12 protein-coding genes are annotated in these 19,309 nt (G+C 68.6%); 2 read left to right on the top strand and 10 right to left on the bottom strand.

The window, feature by feature from the left end:
- Window positions 1-110: 110 nt before the first annotated feature.
- The 9 genes from ACVOMH_RS14700 to ACVOMH_RS14660 all read right to left on the bottom strand — a co-directional run bounded on the left by ACVOMH_RS14700 (window position 111) and on the right by ACVOMH_RS14660 (window position 12,721).
- Window positions 111-1,853 carry a carboxypeptidase regulatory-like domain-containing protein gene (locus ACVOMH_RS14700; protein WP_481552441.1) on the bottom strand — a complete coding sequence of 581 codons (1,743 nt, stop codon included), beginning with the start codon at window positions 1,851-1,853 and terminating at the stop codon, window positions 111-113.
- Window positions 1,850-3,991: a hypothetical protein gene (locus ACVOMH_RS14695; protein WP_481552440.1), complete on the bottom strand. Its 2,142-nt coding sequence runs from the start codon at window positions 3,989-3,991 to the stop codon at window positions 1,850-1,852. Before ACVOMH_RS14695 ends, ACVOMH_RS14700 begins: the two co-directional genes overlap by 4 nt.
- Entirely contained in the window at window positions 3,988-5,133 is a 1,146-nt protein-coding gene (locus ACVOMH_RS14690; protein ID WP_481552439.1) for a BatA domain-containing protein, read from the bottom strand. The genes ACVOMH_RS14695 and ACVOMH_RS14690 overlap by 4 nt, the downstream gene beginning before the upstream one ends.
- Window positions 5,130-6,032, bottom strand: a complete 903-nt coding sequence (locus ACVOMH_RS14685; RefSeq protein WP_481552438.1) for a DUF58 domain-containing protein — start codon at window positions 6,030-6,032, stop codon at window positions 5,130-5,132. The genes ACVOMH_RS14690 and ACVOMH_RS14685 overlap by 4 nt, the downstream gene beginning before the upstream one ends.
- 21 nt (window positions 6,033-6,053) lie before the next feature.
- Window positions 6,054-7,037, bottom strand: coding sequence for an AAA family ATPase (locus tag ACVOMH_RS14680; protein WP_481552437.1), 984 nt, complete (start codon window positions 7,035-7,037; stop codon window positions 6,054-6,056).
- Window positions 7,038-7,053: 16 nt separating this feature from the next.
- Window positions 7,054-7,782 carry a DUF4159 domain-containing protein gene (locus ACVOMH_RS14675; protein ID WP_481552436.1) on the bottom strand — a complete coding sequence of 243 codons (729 nt, stop codon included), beginning with the start codon at window positions 7,780-7,782 and terminating at the stop codon, window positions 7,054-7,056.
- A gap of 132 nt (window positions 7,783-7,914) precedes the next feature.
- Window positions 7,915-9,249, bottom strand: coding sequence for a TldD/PmbA family protein (locus tag ACVOMH_RS14670; RefSeq protein WP_481552435.1), 1,335 nt, complete (start codon window positions 9,247-9,249; stop codon window positions 7,915-7,917).
- A gap of 21 nt (window positions 9,250-9,270) precedes the next feature.
- Window positions 9,271-10,905, bottom strand: coding sequence for a TldD/PmbA family protein (locus ACVOMH_RS14665; RefSeq protein WP_054658395.1), 1,635 nt, complete (start codon window positions 10,903-10,905; stop codon window positions 9,271-9,273).
- Between the two features lie 187 nt (window positions 10,906-11,092).
- Complete coding sequence (locus tag ACVOMH_RS14660) at window positions 11,093-12,721, bottom strand: TldD/PmbA family protein (RefSeq protein WP_481552434.1); 1,629 nt, start codon at window positions 12,719-12,721, stop codon at window positions 11,093-11,095.
- Window positions 12,722-12,877: 156 nt separating this feature from the next.
- Here ACVOMH_RS14660 and ACVOMH_RS14655 point away from each other — a divergent pair, with 156 nt between their 5' ends.
- Together ACVOMH_RS14655 and ACVOMH_RS14650 are read left to right on the top strand one after the other, a co-directional pair.
- The gene (locus tag ACVOMH_RS14655) at window positions 12,878-13,507 is read left to right on the top strand and encodes a DUF938 domain-containing protein (RefSeq protein WP_054658403.1); all 630 of its coding nucleotides are present in this window, start codon (window positions 12,878-12,880) and stop codon (window positions 13,505-13,507) included.
- A 44-nt stretch (window positions 13,508-13,551) separates the two neighbouring features.
- Window positions 13,552-15,465, top strand: coding sequence for a M61 family metallopeptidase (locus ACVOMH_RS14650; RefSeq protein WP_481552433.1), 1,914 nt, complete (start codon window positions 13,552-13,554; stop codon window positions 15,463-15,465).
- Window positions 15,466-15,533: 68 nt separating this feature from the next.
- Here the strand turns inward: ACVOMH_RS14650 and ACVOMH_RS14645 are convergent, their stop codons facing one another.
- Window positions 15,534-19,244, bottom strand: coding sequence for an indolepyruvate ferredoxin oxidoreductase family protein (locus tag ACVOMH_RS14645; protein ID WP_481552432.1), 3,711 nt, complete (start codon window positions 19,242-19,244; stop codon window positions 15,534-15,536).
- Window positions 19,245-19,309: the final 65 nt, after the last annotated feature.

Raw genomic sequence — 19,309 nt, 5'->3', positions numbered from 1 at the left:
CGGCCTTTCCCGCCGCCCGGGGGGTGGGGCACACCCGTGCGGCCGGGTGCCCCGGGCCCCCCGGGGGGGAAGCGCCCCCCGCCCCCGGGGGGGGGCGGGCCTAACCCGGGCTACGGCGAAGGCGTTTCAATGGACCGACGACGCTCCAGCCACCACAACAGGCTGGCGACCAGCACGAAGGCCAGCAGCCACGGCCAGCGCGGCCCGGGGACCGGCACGGGTACACCGCCCCCGCGGCCGGCGTGACCGCGCAGGGCGAAGGTGGCCTCGCGGGTCTGCTGGGCATGCAGGGCGCGGGCGTGGGCCGGATCGAGCAGCAGCACACCGGCCTGCGTGTCACCGGCGGTCAGCGTGTGCCAGCCCGGGCGGGTCGGCCACCAGCCGCTGCAGTGGCCGGCCTGCGGATCAGGCAGCAGGTCACTGCGACGGCCATCGGGGGCGATCACCTGCGCGCCTGCAGGCAGGTCGCACAGCGTGTTGTGCTCGCCGCTCCAGCCCCAGGCCGGTAGCGGTGACAGCGGGGCGGCGGGCAGTGGCCGGGCCAGCGTTGCCAGCACCTGGTTCCACAATTCGGCATGGCGATCACCATGGCCGGCCAGCACCAGCGTATAGCTGTCGCTGACCGGCAACAGCCCGAGGCGGCCCTGGCCCAGCGCCCGCCAGGCGCCGATGCCGCTGCCATCGGCGGCGTGCAGCAGCGGCACGGCCGCCTCGTCCTCGATTTCAAGCCGGAAGCGCTCCAGCGCCGGCAGCGAGGTGCTGGATGCGGTATCGCCAGCGCGGGAATCCCCAGGCAGTTTCAGCGGGCCGGTCTGTTCACCGCCGCGCGTGACCAGCCCCCAGTCGTGTAGTGCCCGGCGGGCGTTGCCCTCCAGCGGGCCGCCCATCCGTACCAGCACGCCCAGGCCCGTGCGCATGGCCTCGGTGAGGACCCCGCGCTGGGCCGATGACAGGGCGGCCAGCCGGCGCTCGTCGAGCAGCAGCAGATCCAGCCGTGCCAGGCTGGCAGCGTCCAGTGCCTGCGGCGCATCGCCCAGCTGCACACCGCCGCCCACTTGGATACCGGTCTGCAGCCGGGCGCCGGTGTCGCTGGCCCAGCGCTGCAGGTATTTCAGTTCCGGCCCCGGCGCCGCCGCCAGCAGCCGCAGCGTGGGTGCCGGGACCTCACGTACGCGCACCGGCACCGGCAGCTGGTCGAGCACCTTGCCGGTGCCATCGAGTACGCGCAGGGAAAATGCCACGTCGCCGGGCGCGCGCGCGCTGGCGTACAGCCGCACGCGGCCGTCCGTATCAGGCGTGGCGATGGCCACCCGGTGGCCGGCCGGATCGCGCAGCTCCAACCGCACCTGCGCCAGGCCCTGCACGCGGCTGCCCACGCTGAAGCGGGCGCCGGGCGCGAGCGGTGGCGGGGCCTGCAGTTCGACCAGCCCGCGCGGGGCCGGGCCCGGCACGAACTGCAACGGCGGCAATGGCAGGTCGCGGTCACGCGCGGGCAGGCCGTCGCCGACGATCACCAGCGCCCGTGCACCGGGGTGCTGGCGCAAGGCGGTGGCCAGATCCGGTACCGGCGCCGCGCCGGCCAGTTGCGGCGCTTCGGGCAGCCGCAGCTGGATGGCCGCCGGCTGCGCGGCCAGCTGCGTGGCGGTGGCGCCGCGCGTGGCGATGACCAGGGTCTCGGCCTGGCCGGGGCGCTCCGGCGGCAGCAGGGTGAAATACAGCAACGCCGCGGCAAGCAGCTGTAACAGCAGCAGTACGCCCAGGCGCAGCGGTGCCGGACGCGGCGCGCGGCTCAGGCGCGCGCTGGCCAGCAGCACCGCCAGTGCGATCACGATCAACGGCAGCCAGGACATCATCGGGCGGGCTCCTGCGGTGCGGCCAAGGCGTCCAGATAGCGGCGCCCGGCGGTATCGGCGGGCGCGCGTCGTGCCGGCGGTCCCAACGGGCGCTGCAGCGCCGGCCACAGCTGGTCGCGCAACTGCACGCGGCAGCTGTGGCAGTCCGGCTGCTGGCGCAGCGCGTCGATGGCGGCGGCCACATCCAGCACCTCGGGAACCGCGTCGGGATGGGTATCGAGCCAGCGCGTGAGCGCGTCCAGATCCACCGGCGTCCCGGCTGTGGCCAATGCCCGCCAGGCCCCGCCGACCGTGCCATCGCCGGGCGGACGCGCGGGCAGCGCCAGGCCGCGGTTGCCTAGTCCATCGCGCTTGCCGCTCATGCGCCGGGCCAGGTCGATCGGCGGCAGCTCATCGCCGACCCGCGCCAGATAGATGCGTTCGGCCTGCTGCACCTGCTTGATCAAACCCAGCGCCTTGTAGGCATACGGCAGCGCGTCGGCGGGCCGGCCTTGGCGCAGCTGGCCTTCGGACTGCCACATCTGGTCCAGCGCGGCCTTGAGGATGGCGCGGGTCTGCGGGTCGAGCAGCGTCGCCGCCTCGGCGTGGTCGTGGGTGTGGCCGTACTCGGCCAGCACATCGCTGGCGCTGCCGAATACCGGTGCGGCGTCGCGGCTGGCATCGCCGTGGTCGTGGCCATCGTCCTGCGCGTGTCCCTCGCCATGGCCCTCATCGGCACCGGCAACGGGCGCGTCGCTGGTCGGCGGCGGTTTGGCCCCGCCCTCGGCTTCCTCGCCGAGGAACTGGCCGTAGCGCAGGCGCAGGATGCGCTGGTCCACGCCGATCGCATCGGCGCGTTTGACGAAGGTGTCGGCATCGAGCGTGCGCTGCTGCTTCAACAGCGCCTCGGCGTCGATGATGATCTGCCGCTGGCTGCGGAAGTAGGCCGGCATCACTTTCTTGATCGCCCCTTCCAGGTCGCTGGCCTGCACCTGCTGCTCGCTGGGCAGGCGCAGGATCAGGCTGGCGCTGCGTGCCTCCTGCGGCTGCGGGCTGCGGTTGTCGCGTACGCTCAGGCGGGCGACCACTTCGTCGCCCGGTTCAAGGCCGAGTGCGGCCAGGTCGGCGGTGTAGGCGAAGCGCCGTGCGGTGGCCGGTCCGCCGCCGGCCAGAGTCAGCTGGCGCTGCTGGAAGGTGATGTTCTCGCCGCTGCCCTTGGCGGTGGTGATCACCAGCGTCGCGGCACGGTTCACGCCGAAATCGTCGCTGGCCTCGAAGCGCAGCTGCCAGGTGCGCTGGCGCGGTGCGGCCTGGCTGAGCGTCTGTGCCGGCGTGATCACCTTCACCTGCGGCGGGCGATCCCCCACCACGTCGAGCCGATAGGCGCGTCCGGCCTCGGCCATGGCCGGGGTGGTGTGGAGGCGGTACAGGCCTGCGCGCTGCAACACGTCGCTGCCGCGCCAGTAGTCGCCATCGTGCCGCAGGGCGACCCGGCGACCATCATGGAACTGCAGCCAGGCCTGTTGTGGCTGGGGGCCGAACTGCAGACGCCACTGCAGACGGCTGCCCTGCAGGGCGCGTGCATCGAGCGTGTCGCCGGCCGTTGCCGCCTGGCCGCTGTAGGCCGGCGGGGTGACCTGCAGCCACCGGCCGCGCACTACGGGCGCGGTGTTCGCCGCGACGCGGCCAGCCGGGCTTGCATCAGCACCCGCGGGTGGATTGACCGCGTTGCGCGGCCATAGCAGCGCGGCAGCTGCCATCAGCACGGCAACCAGAAAGCACAGCAACACGCGCGGCCAGGGCCAGCGCGTGCGCAGGTCCGGCGGATCGCGTTGCAGGCGCTGCTCGATATGGCGGCGCTGGCGTTGCTGCAGCGGGTTGAGCGTGGCCGCTGCGGCGAACAGCAGATCGGCACTGTCCTCGAAGCGCGGATGATCGTTCAGACGTGCGACCAGCCAGCGCGTATCCAGGCGCCGTGCACGCCAGACCGCAATGCCCGCCGCCACCAGCAAGGCTGCCGTGGCGGTGATGTAACCGGCGTCGACGCCGAACATGCGCGCTGCCAGTACGCCGACCGCCAGGGCCAGCGGCAGGCCGGCGGACAACGCGATCAGCCGCGTGCGGCGTCGTGCGGCGCGCAGCAAGGTGGGTGCGTTCATGGCTGGCCCCGCCGGCGCGGCGCGCTGGCCAGCCAGCGCTCAAGCAGGAACAACAAGGCGATGGCCAACAGCAGCCAATGGCCCAGCTCGGTTGCGGGCTGCGGATAGGGCGCAGCGCCGGTTTCCGGCGGCATCGTCGCGGCCAGGGCACGTTGCGGCGTGGGTGACGCCTGCAGTACCGAACGCAGCCCGGTGGGGAATTCGGCATCAAGCAGCACCGGCAGGCTTGCCGGCTGCAGTGGGGCTGCCCAGCGCAGCCATTGGCCGTGCGCCGTGCCAATCCGCTCCACGACCAGTACCCCGTTGGCGTCCCGCCACAGCGGTGTGCGCTGGGCATCGGCGGGTACCGGTGTGCGTGCATCCACCAGCAGGCGGCCGCCGCGCTGCAGCCATGCGCCGGTATCGGCGGGCAGCGGCTTGGCCGACAGCCAGACGCGTAGCGTGTTGTCGTCGCTGAAAGCGACCGTGTCATCCGCCGTCTGTGGCCGGGCGCCACCCCATGCGCTGGCGGCCGCATCGAGATAGCGCACGCCCGGCGTGCCAGCGTCGTGACGGATCTGCAGCTGCGGCGCAGCGACGGTCGTCGGCGTTTCCGTCGCGGCGGTCTGCTCCAGCACCTGCCACCGCACCGCGCGTGACAGCTGCGGACGCTGCGCGTCCAGCCCATCAAGCATCGATGGAACAACCACGGTGAGCGGGGCGCCGGCCGGCAGGCTGGCGTCCAGCTCGCGCAGCAGACTGGACGGCGACTGCGGGCCCTGCGGAGCTGCGGTGTTGGCGATGGAGGGGAAGCCCGCTGCCAGCCACAACCACCGGGCATCGGCATGGCCAACGCTGCGTTGGGCGGTGGCAAGATCAACACCGGGCACTACGGCGATGCGCGGCCGGGTATCAGGCACACCGGTCACTGCTGGCCGTGCCAACAGGACGGCCAGCAAGGCAAGCAGCAGCAAGCGCAGCACCAGCAGCGGCCATTCGTCGAAACGGATGCGGCGACGCGGGCGCGGCCTGGCTGACAGCCAGCGCAGCGCGGCGAAGTCGATGACGCGTTGCTCGCTGCGGCGGGCAAGATGGATCAGCAGCGGCAGCAACAGCGTCGCCAAGGCGATGAAGCCGGCCGGGAACAGCCACAGCAGGCTCATGCACCGCTCCCGGCACGGCGCCCGAACAGGCGCTGCAAAGGCGCGTCAATGGCTTCATCGAGATAGGCGGTGTCATGGCGGATGCCGGCGGCCTGCAGCCGTGCATCCAGTACGCGCTGTGCGTCCTTGAAGCGGGCGAGGTACTCGCCGCGTACCGTTGCGCCATCGCCCAGCAGCTCATCGCCGGTTTCCGGGTCACGGAAACGGTGACCGTCGCGGAACGGGAAATCACGCTCTTCCACCGTCAACAACTGCAGGTGGACCACATCGCGGCCGGCCCTGGCCAGGCGCTCGGCCAGCGCGATGCCGGCTTCGTCGAAACCGTCGCCGATCATCACCACCAGATCATCGCGGGCGATGCGCTCCCACAGCGGTGACAGCCGTTGTTGTGGCGGCCATTGCCCTGCAGCCTTCAATCCCTGCAGCTGCAGGTGCAGGCGGTCGCGTTGGCGCAGGCCGTTGCCGGCCGGCAGCAACTGCACGCCATCACCGCCCAGTGCGATCAGGCCGAAGGCGTCCCCCTGCTGCATCGCCAGTTCGGCCACGCAGCCGGCCAGTGCCTTGGCCGCATCCAGCCGCTGCCAGTCCGGCCGCGTCTGGTCGGCCTGTGCCATCGAGGCGCTGGCATCGAGCAGCAGCCAGACGGTGATCGGGCTTTCGCGCTCGGATTCGCGTACGAAGAAGCGGTCCGAACGCGCATAGAGTTTCCAGTCGATCTGGCGCAGTTCATCGCCCGGTTCATAGGCGCGGTACTGCGCGAACTCCAAGCCGGCACCACGGCTGCGGCTGGCATGCGCGCCGATGCCACGGCTGCCGCTGGCCCGCTGCGGCCACAGCCGCAGGCTGCGCAGGCGGCTGCGCACATCGGCGGGAATCAGCGGGGGCACCGGGGCGGCCATTGCGAGCGGCGGGCGTATCGATCAGGCCGGGAACGGCACCGCGCGCAGCAGCGCGGCGATCACATCATCGGCACTCTTGTGCTCGGCCTCGGCGGCGAAGGACAGCAACAGGCGATGGCGCATCACCGGCGCGGCCAGTGCCTGCACATCCTCGCGGGTCGCGGCGAAGCGGCCCTGCAGCAGCGCACGCGCCTTGGCGGCCAGCACCAGCGATTGCCCGGCGCGCGGGCCGGCGCCCCATTTGATCCAGTTGTTCACCTCGGCCGGGGCGCCCTCGCCGGGGCGGCTGGCGCGGACCAGCCGGGTGATCCAGCTGAGCAGGTCGGGACTGACATGCACCTCGCGCACCGCCGCCTGCAACGCCAGTACCGCATCGCTGTCCATCACCTTGGGCACCACGCCGCTGTGGCTGCCGGTGGTCTGGGCGAGGATGTCGCGTTCTTCGGCTTCGCTGGGGTAGTCGACGCGGACATGCAGCAGGAAGCGGTCCAGCTGGGCTTCCGGCAGCGGATAGGTGCCGGCCTGCTCGATCGGGTTCTGCGTGGCCAGCACGAAGAACGGCGCGGGCAGCGCGTAGGTGGTGCCGGCATAGCTGACGGTGCGCTCCTGCATCGCTTCCAGCAGCGCGGCCTGGGTCTTGGGCGGGGTGCGGTTGAGCTCGTCGGCCAGCAGCAGGTTGGTGAACACCGGCCCTTGCTGGAAGCGGAACGCGCGCTTGCCGGTGCCGTGGTCTTCTTCCAGCAGCTCGGTGCCGAGGATGTCGCTGGGCATCAGGTCGGGGGTGAACTGCACACGCCGGAACTGCAGCTCCAGCGCCTGGCCGAGCGAGCGCACCAGCAGCGTCTTGCCCAGGCCGGGGGCCCCTTCGAGCAGGCAGTGGCCGCCGGCCAGCAGGCCGATGAGCAGGTGTTCGACCACCTCGTGCTGGCCGACCACGGCCTGTGCGAGCGCGCTGCGCAGCGTGTCCAGGCGCGGCAGCAGGGAGTCCAGATCGGTAGCGGTCATGCGGTCACCAGTGGGGTCAGTGCGTGAGTGCGTACATCACGATGTTCACGGCGAACTTCGTGTTGTCTTCGGCCAGGAAGCGTTTGTTGCGCCAGTCGTAATCCCATTCGCAGCCGTAGTCCTTGTTGCTGTAGAGCACGCCGAGCCTGCCATCGATCTCGATCCCTTTCAGGTAGTCGTGGACCAGGTCATCGCCCCAGCCGTTGAGTTCGAAGCCGGTGGCGGGTGGACCGTCGGGAAACCTGAAGAAGCTGTTGTACAGCGCATGGGTGTTGGGCAGCTTCTTCAGCGCGTTGGTACCGAAGATGCTGCGCATCTGCGCCTCGAACGAGGTGGCGAACAGGCCGTCGATGTCGTGGTTGCAGTCATCGACGAAGACGAAGCCGCCATTGCGCACGTAGCGTTCGAAGTTGCGGCGTTCGTCCGGATTGAACTCGACCAGCTTGTGTCCGGCCAGATAGCAGAACGGTGCGGCCAGCATCTTCGGATCGGCCAGCGCGATGACGTGTTCCTTCGGATCCACGCGCAGCGTGGTGTAGTCCACCAGCGAGGTGAGCAGGTTGGATGGCATGCGCGCATCCACATCCCAGTCGCCGGAGTCGTACTTCAATCGGGTGAACCAGAAGTCGTAACGGCTGGCCTGGGCGTGGACCCGCCCCGGCAAGGCGGCCGCCACCGTGCCGCCCAGCAGCAGGTGGAGGAATTGCGCTCGCGTTAGACGGGGCTGGGACACAGACGGGGACATCTCGGGAGCAGGGCCCCCCTTGGGTAAAGGGGGCGTGGCGGCAGCCGCGCTGGAATCGGCCGGCCCGGAGCGCGGGACCCCGGGTTCCGCGCAAGCGCGACCCGGGGGGCCAGGCCCGCGATGCGGATTTGCCTAGACCGCGTCCGACAACGAGGTAAAGGTGAAATCGCGCAGCTTCATCGGCGGGATCATCATCACCAGGCTGGACTCGTCGCCGGCCACGCGTACCGGCTTGCCCAGCTCCTCGATGTTGTTGAGCATGATCACCGGCGACTCGTTGAAGCGGAAGTTCTTCACCGGGTGCTTGATCTGGCCGTTCTCGATGTAGAACGTGCCGTCGCGGGTCAGCCCGGTCAGCAGCACGGTCTGCGGATCGACCATGCGGATGTACCAGGTGCGGGTGACCAGGATGCCCTTCTGGGTGCCCTTGACCAGCTCGGCGGTGGACTTGTCGCCACCGGCCATCAGCAGGTTGCCCGGCCGCGCGTTGGCGGTCTTGCCCTGCTTCTGCGCCCAGTAGCGCGAGTAGTTGAGGTTGGCGATCCTGCCCTTGTCGATGATCGCCAGCTTCTCGCGCGGCATGCCTTCGCCATCCCACGGCAGCACCGGCGCGTCCGGGTGCCACGGATCGGCGAGCATGGTCACGCGCGGGTCGTAGACCTGCTCGCCGAGCTTGTTGCCACCGCCCTTCCTGGACAGGAAGCTGCGGCCTTCGTCGGCCGCGCGCGCGTCGAAGAAATTCATCATGAAGCTGATCAGGCCGGCGGCGGCGGCCGGCTCCAAGATCACCGTGTACTTGCCCGGCTCCAGCGCCTTGGCCTCGGCCGATTCGATCGCCTTGCGCTTGGCGATCTCGATCTCCTGGCTGGCCCTGAAATCGGCCGCGTCCTTGAGGTTACGCCCGACCCAGCCCGAGCCACGGCCGTCCTCGGTGCGCACGGTGCAGGTGTAGTTGAAGCTGGTCGCCTGCTGGTAGCCGAAATTGCCGTTGCTGTTGGCGGTGGCGATGAAGCTGTTGCCATCCTCCAGGAAGCCGGCCGCGACCAGGCCGTTGCCGCGGCAGGGCGTGATCGAATCGGCGGCCACCTGGGCGCGGAACTCCGGATCGATCGCGGCGGTGGAGGCGCTGAAGGTCGGACTGGGCGTGTACTGCTGCTTGCCGATGGCCGGCATGAACTCCGGGTTCTCCGGCGCCAGGCGGGCCAGGTCCTCGGCGCGGCGCACCACGCGCTCCAGCGAGGCGTCGTCGAACTCGTTGATCGAGGCGGTGCCCACGCGCTTGCCGAAGGCCACCTGCACGGCCAGCTCGGCATTGCTGACGATGCCGCTGGTGGAGACGTTGTTCAGCGCGAAGCGGATGTTGCCATCGACCGAGCCGGCCAGCGTGGCGGTGCATTCATCGGCCTTGGACAGCGCGATGACCTTGTCCAGGATGGCCTTGGCTTCCTGTTCGGTGAAGATGCTCATGGTTCAGGGGCTCCTTACCGGTCAGCCGAGGCTGCGGGCGGTGTTGATGACGTTGATGCCGTTGAAACGGGCGGTGGAAGAACCGTGCGAAACCGCCGAGACCTGGCCCGGCTGGCCCTTGCCGTCGAAGAACGAACCGCCCAGGCGGTAGTCGCGTTCATCGGCCACGGCCACGCAGGCGTTCCAGAACTCCGGCGTGCGGATCTGGTAGGCCACGTCTTCGAGCATGCCGGTGATCTGGCCGTTCTTGATCTCGTAGAACAGCTGGCCGCCGAACTGCGCGTTGTAGCGCTGCTGGTCGATCGAGAACGAGCCGTCGCCGATGATGTAGATGCCGTTCTCCACGTCCTTGACCAGCTCGGCCACCGACAGCGGGGTCTTGCCCGGCGCCATCGACACGTTGGCCATGCGCTGGAACTGCACCGAGGACCACGAATCGGCATAGCAGCAGCCGTCCGATTCGGTCTTGCCCAGGATGTGGGCCTGGTCGCGGATGGTCTGGTAGTCCACCAGCTTGCCGTCGGTGATCAGGTTCCAGCGCTTGGTCTTGACGCCTTCATCGTCGTAGCCGACCGCGCCCAGCGAACCGGGCTGGGTCTTGTCGGCGAACATCGTGACCTTGTCGCTGCCGTACTGGAAACGCTGCTCGCGCTTGTCCAGCGTGGCGAAGCTGGTGCCGGCGTAATTGGCTTCGTAGCCGAGCACGCGGTCCAGCTCCAGCGGGTGGCCGACCGCTTCGTGGATGGTCAGCCAGGTGTGCGACGGATCGAGCACGAGGTCGTACTTGCCCGGTTTGACCGACGGCGCCTTGAGCTTCTCCTGCGCCTGCTTGGCCGCGGCGATGGCGTCCTCGCGCATGTCGTAGGACTGGCCGTAGACCACCACGCCATTGGGCAGCACGGTCTTGCCGGAGGCGTCGCCGTCCAGGTACTCGAAGCCCAGCCCCATCGGCGAGGACAACCCGCCACGGGTACGGAACTTGCCGCTGCTCTTGTCGATGGCGGTGACCGTCATCGGCGCCCAGATCCGGTGCACGTCCTGGTCGATGTAGGAGCCGTCGGTGGAGGCGAAGTATTTCTGCTCGTTGACCAGGAACAGCATCGAGTTGACGAAGCTGGCACCGGCCTCCATGGCGGCGGCATTCACCCCCAGCAGCAGGTCGGCCTTGTCCTTGAGCGGCACTTCCATCGCGTTCTTCCGGATCGGGGTCTTCCACGACACCTCGCCATACCCCGGCGCCTTGGCCAGCTGCACCGGCGCGGTCTGCACCCGGGCATTGGCCCGGGCGATGGCCGCGGCCTGCTGCGCGGCCTTGACCACACCGGCCGGGGACAGGTCGTTGGTGGCGGCAAAGCCCCAGGCGCCGTTGACGATCACGCGGATGCCGGTGCCGGTGGACTCGGTGTTGACCACGTTCTGCACCTTGTCCTCGCGGGTGATCACGAACTGGCGCAGGTAGCGGCCGATGCGCACGTCGCAGTAGGTGGCGCCGGCGGCGCGGGCGGCGTTCAGCGCATCATCGGCCAGGCGCTTCTTCAGCGCCGGGTCGAGCACGGTGAGCAGCTGTTCGGCGGCGATGGCCTTGCCGAAGATCGACGGCAGCATCAGGCCGCCTGCGGTAAGCCCGGTCAGGGCGAGGAAGTCACGTCTTTGCAAGGCTGCTCTCCAAGGGACACGGCCCGCGCGGCGGGCGTTACGGCAACAAACGACGATGGCTTCGCGGTGCTCTGCGAACGGTTCGATTTTTGCGGGGACCTCGCTGCAGCGGTAGTGACTTTCGACATGCACCCCGGTTGCGAGTGCGCATTTGCCGCCATTCCCCGCCGGTTTGCGTGGACGCCGCTCAGCCCAGGCTGCGGGCGGTGTTGATGATGTTGATGCCGTCAAAGCGGGTGGTGGCCGAACCGTGCGAGACCGCCGACACCTGCGAGGGCTGGCCCTTGCCGTCGAAGAACGAGCCGCCCAGACGGAAGTCGCGTTCATCGCAGATCGCGCTGCAGGCGTTCCAGAATTCCGGCGTGCGGATCTGGTAGGCGGCGTCTTCGACCATGCCGGTGATCTGGCCATTTTTGATCTGGTAGTACAGCTGGCCGCCGAACTGCGCGTTGTAACGCTGCTGGTCGATCGAGTAGGAGCCGCGGCCGTGGATGTAGATGCCGTTCTCCACGTCCTTGACCATCTGCGCCGGGGTCAGCGGGGTCTTGCCCGGCGCCAGCGAGACGTTGGCCATGCGCTGGAACTGCACGCTGTTCCACGAATCGGCGTAGCTGCAGCCGTGCGAGGCGTTCTCACCGAGGATGTGCACTTCGTCGCGGGTGGCCATGTAGTTGACCAGCTTGCCGTCGGTGACCAGATCCCAGCGCCGGGTCTTGACCCCCTCATCGTCGTAGCCGACCGCGCCCAGCGAGCCGGGCTGGGTCTTGTCGGCGAAGAAATTGACGATATCGCTGCCGTACTGGAAACGCTGCTCGCGCTTGTCCAGGGTGGCGAAACTGGTGCCGGCGTAGTTGGCTTCGTAGCCGAGCACGCGGTCCAGCTCCAGCGGATGGCCGACGTTCTCGTGGATGGTCAAAAACAGGTTGGAGGGGTCCAGTACCAGGTCGTACTTGCCCGGTTTGACCGACGGTGCGCTGAGCTTGGCACGCGCCTGCCGGGCCGCGGCGATGGCGTCTTCGACCGGATCGTAGGAGGCGCCGTAGCCGATCACCCCGCCGGGCAGCGGATGCTTGTCGGCGGCGTTGCCGTCGAGGAACTCCCAGCCACGACCGGCCGGCGCCGACAGCCCGGCGCGGGTGCGGAATTTGCCGCTGGCCTTGTCGATGGCGGTGGCGGTGAACGGCAGCCAGATGCGGTGCACGTCCTGGTCGATCCACGAACCGTCGGACGAGGCGAAATACTTCTGTTCGTTGACCAGGAACAGCTGCGAGTTGATGAAGTCGGCGCCGGCGTTGATCGCCGCGGCGTTGATCGACAGCAGCAGCTCCACCTTGTCCTTGACCGGTACCGCCATCGCGTTGCGGACGATCGGCGTCTTCCATTGCACCTCGCCCACGCCCGGCGTCGGCGCCAGCTGCACCGGCCGGCTCTGGATCTTCGCATTGGCACGGGCAATGGCGATGGCCTGGGTCACGGCGCCGGCCACGCCCTGCGCGCTGGACTGGTTGCTGGCGGCGAAGCCCCAGGCACCATTGACGAGCACGCGGATACCGACCCCGGCCGATTCGCTGTTGGTGACGTTCTGCACCTTGTCTTCGCGGGTGACGATGGCCTGGTTGAGATAGCGGCCGATGCGCACGTCGCAGTAGCTGGCGCCGCCGCGCCTGGCCAGTGCCAGCACGGTGTCGGCCAGAGCCTTCTTCTTGGCCACGTCCGCCGGTGCGAGCAGCTCCTCGGCGGCGATCAGGCGGGCGTTGGGCAGCAGCATCCCGGCAAGGCCGAGGCCGGAAAGGGTGAGGAACTGGCGGCGTTGCATGGCAGGCGGGGCTCCGGGGCAGCGATGCCGGGCATCGCACAGGACTTCCGAATCTGGGCTGCCATGCAGTCCGGACACAAGTGACCATGGTCATGCGTGGCCGAAACCGGCACTGCGGCACAATCGGATCTGCTTTCCAGATCCCCCACCGTGATGATCCCCAAACCCTACGCCGAATCCTGCGAGCGCAACCGCGCGCCGATCCTGTCGGTGCTGCAGCGCTATCTGGGCGATGCCCGCCAGGTACTGGAGATTGGCAGCGGCACGGGCCAGCACGCGGTGCATTTCGCCGCGGCGCTGCCGTGGCTGCGCTGGCAGGCCAGTGACCATGCCGATCACCTGCCCGGTATCCGGCAGTGGCTGGAGGAGGCGGCGTTGCCGAACACGCCGCCCCCGTTCGCGCTGCAGGCGGTGGCCGGTGCATCGCCAGGATTGCAGCCGCTCCCCCCGGAGCCGGAGGACCGGTGCTTCGATGCGGTGTTCACCGCCAACACGCTGCACATCATGGGCTGGGACAACGTGCAGGCGCTGTTCGCCGGTCTGCCGGCGCTGATGGCGCCTGCCGCGCTGTTCATCGCCTACGGACCGTTCAATTACGGCGGCGCTTTCACCAGTGACAGCAACCGCGCCTTCGATGGCTGGTTGAAGGCGCGCGATGCGCGCTCGGGCATCCGCGACTTCGAGGCGGTCGATGCGCTGGCGCAGGCGCAGGGAATGCGGCTGTTGGAGGATGTGGCAATGCCGGCCAACAACCGGCTGCTGGTGTGGCAACGCCTGCAGCGCTGAAGGCGGGCTAGGATGCGATCACTTCTGGCGAGGATGGGGGCGTGGTGAAGCACGGACGTAACTGGTGGTTGGTGATGGCGCTGGGCGTCGCGCCCTGGTGGGTGCAGGCACAGCAGCACGATGCCCCGCGCAGCGACCCGCGGCAGGTGGCGATGCAGGTGCAGCCCCGCTATCCGGGCGTGATCGAACTTGAAGTGGACGCCCGTGATATCGAGCGGCGCATCCAGCGTGTACGCCAGCGCATTCCGGTGTCGGCCGGCGCGCTGACCCTGTGGTATCCGCAATGGATCCCCGGCAACCATGCACCCACCGGGCCGATCAACCAGATGGCCGGGTTGGTCATCCGCGGCAACGGCCAGACGCTGCCGTGGACGCGGGATTCCGGCGACATGTATGCCTTCACGCTGCAGGTACCCGAGGGCGTGAGCATGCTGGAGGTCGAGTTCCAGTACCTGTCGCCGACCGCCGCCGACCAGGGCCGGGTGGCGATGACACCCAATCTGCTGGATCTGCAATGGCACCGGGTGGTGCTGTATCCGGCCGGAGTGGATGCGCGGGGCATCCAGATCAAGCCGTCCTTGCGCCTGCCGGCGGGCTGGCAAAGCGGCAGCGCGCTGGAGCTGGTGCGCCGTGACGGCGACACCGAGCACTACGCAACGCTGCCGTTGATGACGCTGATCGATTCGCCGGTGTTCGCCGGTCGCCATTTCAGGCGGTTCGCACTGGATGACAGCGCCCGGCAGCCGGTGTGGCTGGAGGTGGTGGCGGAGAATCCGCAGGCGCTGCAGGCCGACACCACGGTGCTGGAGGCGCATCGCGCGCTGGTGCGCGAGGCCGATGCGGTCTTCGGTTCGCGCCCTTACAGCCGCTACAACTTCCTGCTGGCGGTATCGGACGTGTTCAGCGGCATCGGCCTGGAGCATGCGCAGTCCAGCGAGAACGGCATGCACGACGGCTACCTGCGCGGCGAGCGTCCATTCCTCGACAACGACCTGCTGCCACACGAGTATGCCCATGCGTGGATAGGCAAGGCCTGGCGGCCGCGGCCGACCTGGGTGCCGCACTACAACGCGCCGATGCACAACGACGAGTTGTGGATGTACGAAGGCCAGACCCAGTACTGGGCGGTGGTCCTGGCCGCACGCGCCGGGCTGTGGAAGCCGGACTACGCGCTGGGCATGCTGGCGCAGCTGCAGGCCAACTACGCCACCCAGCCGGGCCGGCAATGGCGCGACCTGCACGACACCGTGCATCAGGGCATCCTCGACTTCAATTCAAAGCCGCAGGCCTGGGCCGACTGGCAGCGTGCGTTCGAGTTCTACAACGAGAGCACGCTGCTATGGCTGGGCGTGGATGCACGCCTGCGCAGCCTCTCGAAGGGCAAGGTAACGCTGGACGATTTCGCCAAGCGTTTCCACCAGGGTGGCAAGCCGGGCGAGATCCGCCTGTACGACCGCAGCGACGTGATGCAGGCGCTGGAAGCGGTGCAACCCGGCAACTGGGATGCGTTCATCGGCCAACGGCTGCAAGCACGCGATGGCCGGGCGCCGGAGGGTCTGGAGGCCGCGGGCTGGGAGGTGTATTTCAGCGATCTGCCGAATCCGGTGATCGCCGATGGCGAGGCCGAGGGGCTCACCGATCTGCAGTATTCGCTGGGAATGAAGGTCGGCAGCGATGGCGTGCTGCAATCGGTGGGCTGGGAAAGTGCCGCATTCAAGGCCGGTCTGGCCAAGGACATGACGCTGCTGGCGGTCAACGGGCTGGCCTACAGCGGTGCGCGTCTGAAGCAGGCGGTAACCGACGCCAAGGGCGGCGCGCCGGTCGAGCTGATCGTGCGGCAGGCCGACAGCTTCCGCACCGTGCGCATCGACTACCGCGGCGGCCTGCGCTATCCGCATCTGCGTCGTATCGCCGGCACGCCGGATCTGCTGACGAAGATTCTTGCGCCGCGACGCTGATCTTCGGGCCTGAAAACAACAACGCCCCGCATTGCGGGGCGTTGTTGGTCAGGCAGCGTTGCCGCGTCTTAGCGGGCGTGCACGATATGCAGCGCCTTCGGGTTGCGCCAGGTTGCCAGCAGCGTGGCTTCGCGGGCCTTGGCCTCGTGCAGGTGTGCCTCCTTGACGTGGCCGTAGCCGCGGATGTGCTCGGGGATGCTGGCGATCTCCACCGCCAACGCCAGCCGACGTGCGTCCAGCGAGCCGATCAGTTCCTGCAGGGTCTTTTCGTAGTCACTGATCAGCTGGCGTTCGCTGCGGCGTTCTTCGGTGTAACCGAACACGTCGAAGCGGCCGCCGCGCAGGAACTTCAGCTTGGCCAGCAGGCCGAAGGCCTTGAACATCCACGGCCCGTACTCCTTCTTCTGCAGCTGGCCGTGTTCGTCGCGCTTGGCGAACAGTGGCGGGGCCAGATGGAAACGCACCTGGTAGTCGCCTTCGAACTTCTCTGCCACACGCTTGGCGAAGTCGCCACTGGTGTACAGCCGGGCCACTTCGTATTCGTCCTTGTAGGCCATCAGCTTGAAGAAGTAGCGCGCGGTGGCTTCGCTCAAGGCGGTGCTGCCGGGAATGGCCCGCTGCTCGGCGCTGCGCACCGCCTCCACCAGGGTGCGGTAGCGGTTGGCGTAGGCGGCGTCCTGGTAGTCGGTGAGGAAGCTGCTGCGGCGGGCGATCAGTTCGTCCAGCGAGCGCGACAGGCGGGTGTCGTCCAGCGGGGCGAAGCTGGCTTCACCACGGGTCGGGCTGGCGGCAGGCAGGCCACGCACATCCGGCTCGTTTTCCGGGTTGCGCGGTGCCGACGGGGCGCCGGCTTCGCTGCCTTCCCAATCGCCCGGCGGCAGTTCGCGCAGTGCATGCGGCTTGCGCTCGGCCTCGGTCGGCGCGTTGTGGATCAGGCCGGCAGCCTGCTGCACGGCCTGCGGATCGATCGCGGCCAGGCGGCCCCAGGCGAACGCGGTCTGGTTCATGGTCACGGCGGCGCCGTTGAGCTCCACCGCGCGCATCAGCGATTCCAGCGACAGCGGCACCAGCCCCTGCTGCCAGGCGAAGCCGAGGATGAACAGGTTGGAGGCGATCGCGTCGCCGAGCAGCGCGGTGGCCAGCTGGGTGGCATCAAGCAGGATCGGATCACGACCGCCCAGTGCCAGCTTCACCCCGGCAATGATGTCGGCGGCCGGGAACTGCATGTCCGGGTGCGTGGTGAAGGTGCCGGGCATCGCTTCGTAGGTGTTCAACACCACCTGGGTGCGCTCGCCGCGCACCTTGGACAGCGCCCAGTAGTCGTTGACCACCACCATGTCGCAGCCCAGCACCAGGTCGGCCTCACCGGCGGCGATGCGCACGGCGTGGATGTCGGCCGGGCGGTTGGCGATGCGGATATGGGTGGTCACCGCGCCGCCCTTCTGCGCCAGGCCGGTCTGGTCGAGCACGCTGGCGCCCTTGCCTTCGAGGTGGCCGGCCATGCCCAGCAGCGCGCCGATGGTCACCACGCCGGTGCCGCCGACGCCGGTGATCAGGATATTCCAGGGCTGCGAGAAGTCAGTGCGGAAGGTCGGCGCCGGCAGGTTGTCGAGCAGGCTGGCGGCGCTGCTCTTGCTGCCCTTGCGCAGCTGGCCGCCGTGCACGGTGACGAAGCTGGGGCAGAAGCCCGTCGTGCAGGTGAAATCCTTGTTGCAGTTGGACTGGTCGATGTCGCGCTTGCGCCCGAACTCGGTTTCCTTCGGCAGTACCGACACGCAGAAGCTCTTCTCACCACAGTCACCGCAGCCTTCGCAGACCAGCGAGTTGATCATGGTGCGCTTGGCCGGGTCGACGATCTTGCCGCGCTTGCGGCGGCGGCGCTTCTCGGTGGCGCAGGTCTGCTCAAAGATCAGGATGCTGGTGCCCTTTACCGTGCGCAGCTGCTGCTGCACGGCATCGAGCTCGGCGCGGTCGTGGAATTCCACATCACTCGGGAACTCGTGGCGGCGCGACTTCCACTTCTGGATGTCATCGGACAGCAGCACGATGGTGTGCACGCCTTCGGCACGCATCTGGTGGGCGATCTGCGGCACGGTCAGGGTGCCGTCCACCGGCTGGCCGCCGGTCATCGCCACCGCATCGTTGTAGAGGATCTTGTAGGTGATGTTGACGCCCGCGGCGATGGCCTGGCGGATCGCCAGCGAGCCGCTGTGGAAATAGGTGCCGTCGCCGAGGTTCTGGAACACGTGCCCGGTGTCGGTGAACGCGGCCTGGCCGGCCCAAGTGACGCCTTCGCCGCCCATGTGGGTGAAGGTGTCGGTGTCGCGGTCCATCCACGTCACCATGTAGTGGCAACCGATGCCGGCCAGCGCACGCGAGCCTTCGGGCACCTTGGTGGAGGTGTTGTGCGGGCAGCCGGAGCAGTAATGCGGCACGCGTGGGAACTGCGCGCGTGGCAGCGCCATCTCGGCTTCCTTGACGTCCATCCAGCGCAGGCGCTGTTCAATCGACTCGGTGTTGAAGAAACGCTGGATGCGGCGGCCGATCACGCCGGCAATCGTGGCCGGGGTCAGCTCGCCGGTGGACGGCAGGATCCACTGGCCCTGCTCGTCGTACTTGCCGACGATGGACGGGCGCGCGCCCCAGTTGGCCGGCCAGTTGTAGAAGTACTCCTTCATCTGCCGCTCGATGAAGGCCTTCTTCTCCTCCACCACGACGATGTCTTCCAGGCCGCGCGCGAACTCACCGATGCCCTGCGGCTCCAGCGGCCAGGTCATGCCCACCTTGTAGACGCGGATGCCGATGTCGGCGCAGGCCTTCTCGTCCAGGCCCAGGTATTCCAGCGCCTGCAGCACGTCCAGGTAGCTCTTGCCGGTGGTGACGATGCCCAGCCGCGCCTGCGGCGAATCCATCACCACCTTGTCGATGCCGTTGGCGCGGGCGAACGCCTGCGCGGCCTTCACCGCGTAACGGTGCAGGCGCATTTCCTGTTCCAGCGGCGGGTCCGGCCAGCGGATGTTGAGGCCGGCGGCCGGCATCTCGAAATCTTCCGGCAGGAGGATCTGGCGGACGAACGGGTTGACGTCCACCGACGCGGAGGACTCCACCGTCTCGGCAATGGTCTTGAAGCCGATCCAGCGGCCGGTGTAGCGGCTCATCGCCCAGCCGACCAGGCCCATGTCGAGGATGTCCTGCACGCCGGCCGGGTTCAGCACCGGCATCATCGCGCTGACGAATTCCTCTTCGCTGCCGTGCGGCAGGGTGGAGCTGCGGCAGGCGTGGTCGTCGGCGGCCAGCGCCAGCACGCCACCGTGCTTTGAGGTGCCGGCGGCATTGGCGTGCTTGAACACGTCACCGCAGCGGTCCACGCCCGGGCCCTTGCCGTACCACATGCCGAACACGCCATCGACGTTGGCGCCGGGGAACAGGTTGGTCTGCTGCGTCCCCCACACCATGGTCGCGCCCAGGTCCTCGTTGAGGCCGGGCACGAACTTCACCTTGGCCGCTTCCAGGTGCTTGCGCGCGCGCCACAGCTCCAGGTCGAAGCCACCCAGCGGCGAGCCGCGGTAGCCGCTGACGAAGCCGCCGGTGTTCAGCCCGGCGGCGGCATCGCGCTGCTGCTGCATCAGCGGCAGGCGTACCAGTGCCTGGACCCCGCTCAGATAGATGCGGCCGTCGGTGCGCGTGTACTTGTGTTCCAGGGTGTAATCGGAATCACGCACGCCGATCAGGGGATCGTTGGCGGAAGCTGGCGAGGTAAGTTCGGCGGTGCTGGTCATGGCTGGCCCATTGCAGGAACGGCTGGCGGCGGAGGCCTTCACACAGGCTCCCGGCAGCCGGCAAG

The organism is Stenotrophomonas sp. STEN013 (assembly GCF_056760355.1).
This window is presented reverse-complemented; position numbering and strand designations above follow the sequence as displayed.

What these genes read in the sequence shown, in the direction of transcription:
- ACVOMH_RS14700 (WP_481552441.1), bottom strand. Translation starts at nt 1,853, where the DNA reads ATGATGTCCTGGCTGCCGTTGATCGTGATCGCACTGGCGGTGCTGCTG.
- ACVOMH_RS14695 (WP_481552440.1), bottom strand. Translation starts at nt 3,991, where the DNA reads ATGAACGCACCCACCTTGCTGCGCGCCGCACGACGCCGCACGCGGCTG.
- ACVOMH_RS14690 (WP_481552439.1), bottom strand. Translation starts at nt 5,133, where the DNA reads ATGAGCCTGCTGTGGCTGTTCCCGGCCGGCTTCATCGCCTTGGCGACG.
- ACVOMH_RS14685 (WP_481552438.1), bottom strand. Translation starts at nt 6,032, where the DNA reads ATGGCCGCCCCGGTGCCCCCGCTGATTCCCGCCGATGTGCGCAGCCGC.
- ACVOMH_RS14680 (WP_481552437.1), bottom strand. Translation starts at nt 7,037, where the DNA reads ATGACCGCTACCGATCTGGACTCCCTGCTGCCGCGCCTGGACACGCTG.
- ACVOMH_RS14675 (WP_481552436.1), bottom strand. Translation starts at nt 7,782, where the DNA reads ATGTCCCCGTCTGTGTCCCAGCCCCGTCTAACGCGAGCGCAATTCCTC.
- ACVOMH_RS14670 (WP_481552435.1), bottom strand. Translation starts at nt 9,249, where the DNA reads ATGAGCATCTTCACCGAACAGGAAGCCAAGGCCATCCTGGACAAGGTC.
- ACVOMH_RS14660 (WP_481552434.1), bottom strand. Translation starts at nt 12,721, where the DNA reads ATGCAACGCCGCCAGTTCCTCACCCTTTCCGGCCTCGGCCTTGCCGGG.
- ACVOMH_RS14645 (WP_481552432.1), bottom strand. Translation starts at nt 19,244, where the DNA reads ATGACCAGCACCGCCGAACTTACCTCGCCAGCTTCCGCCAACGATCCC.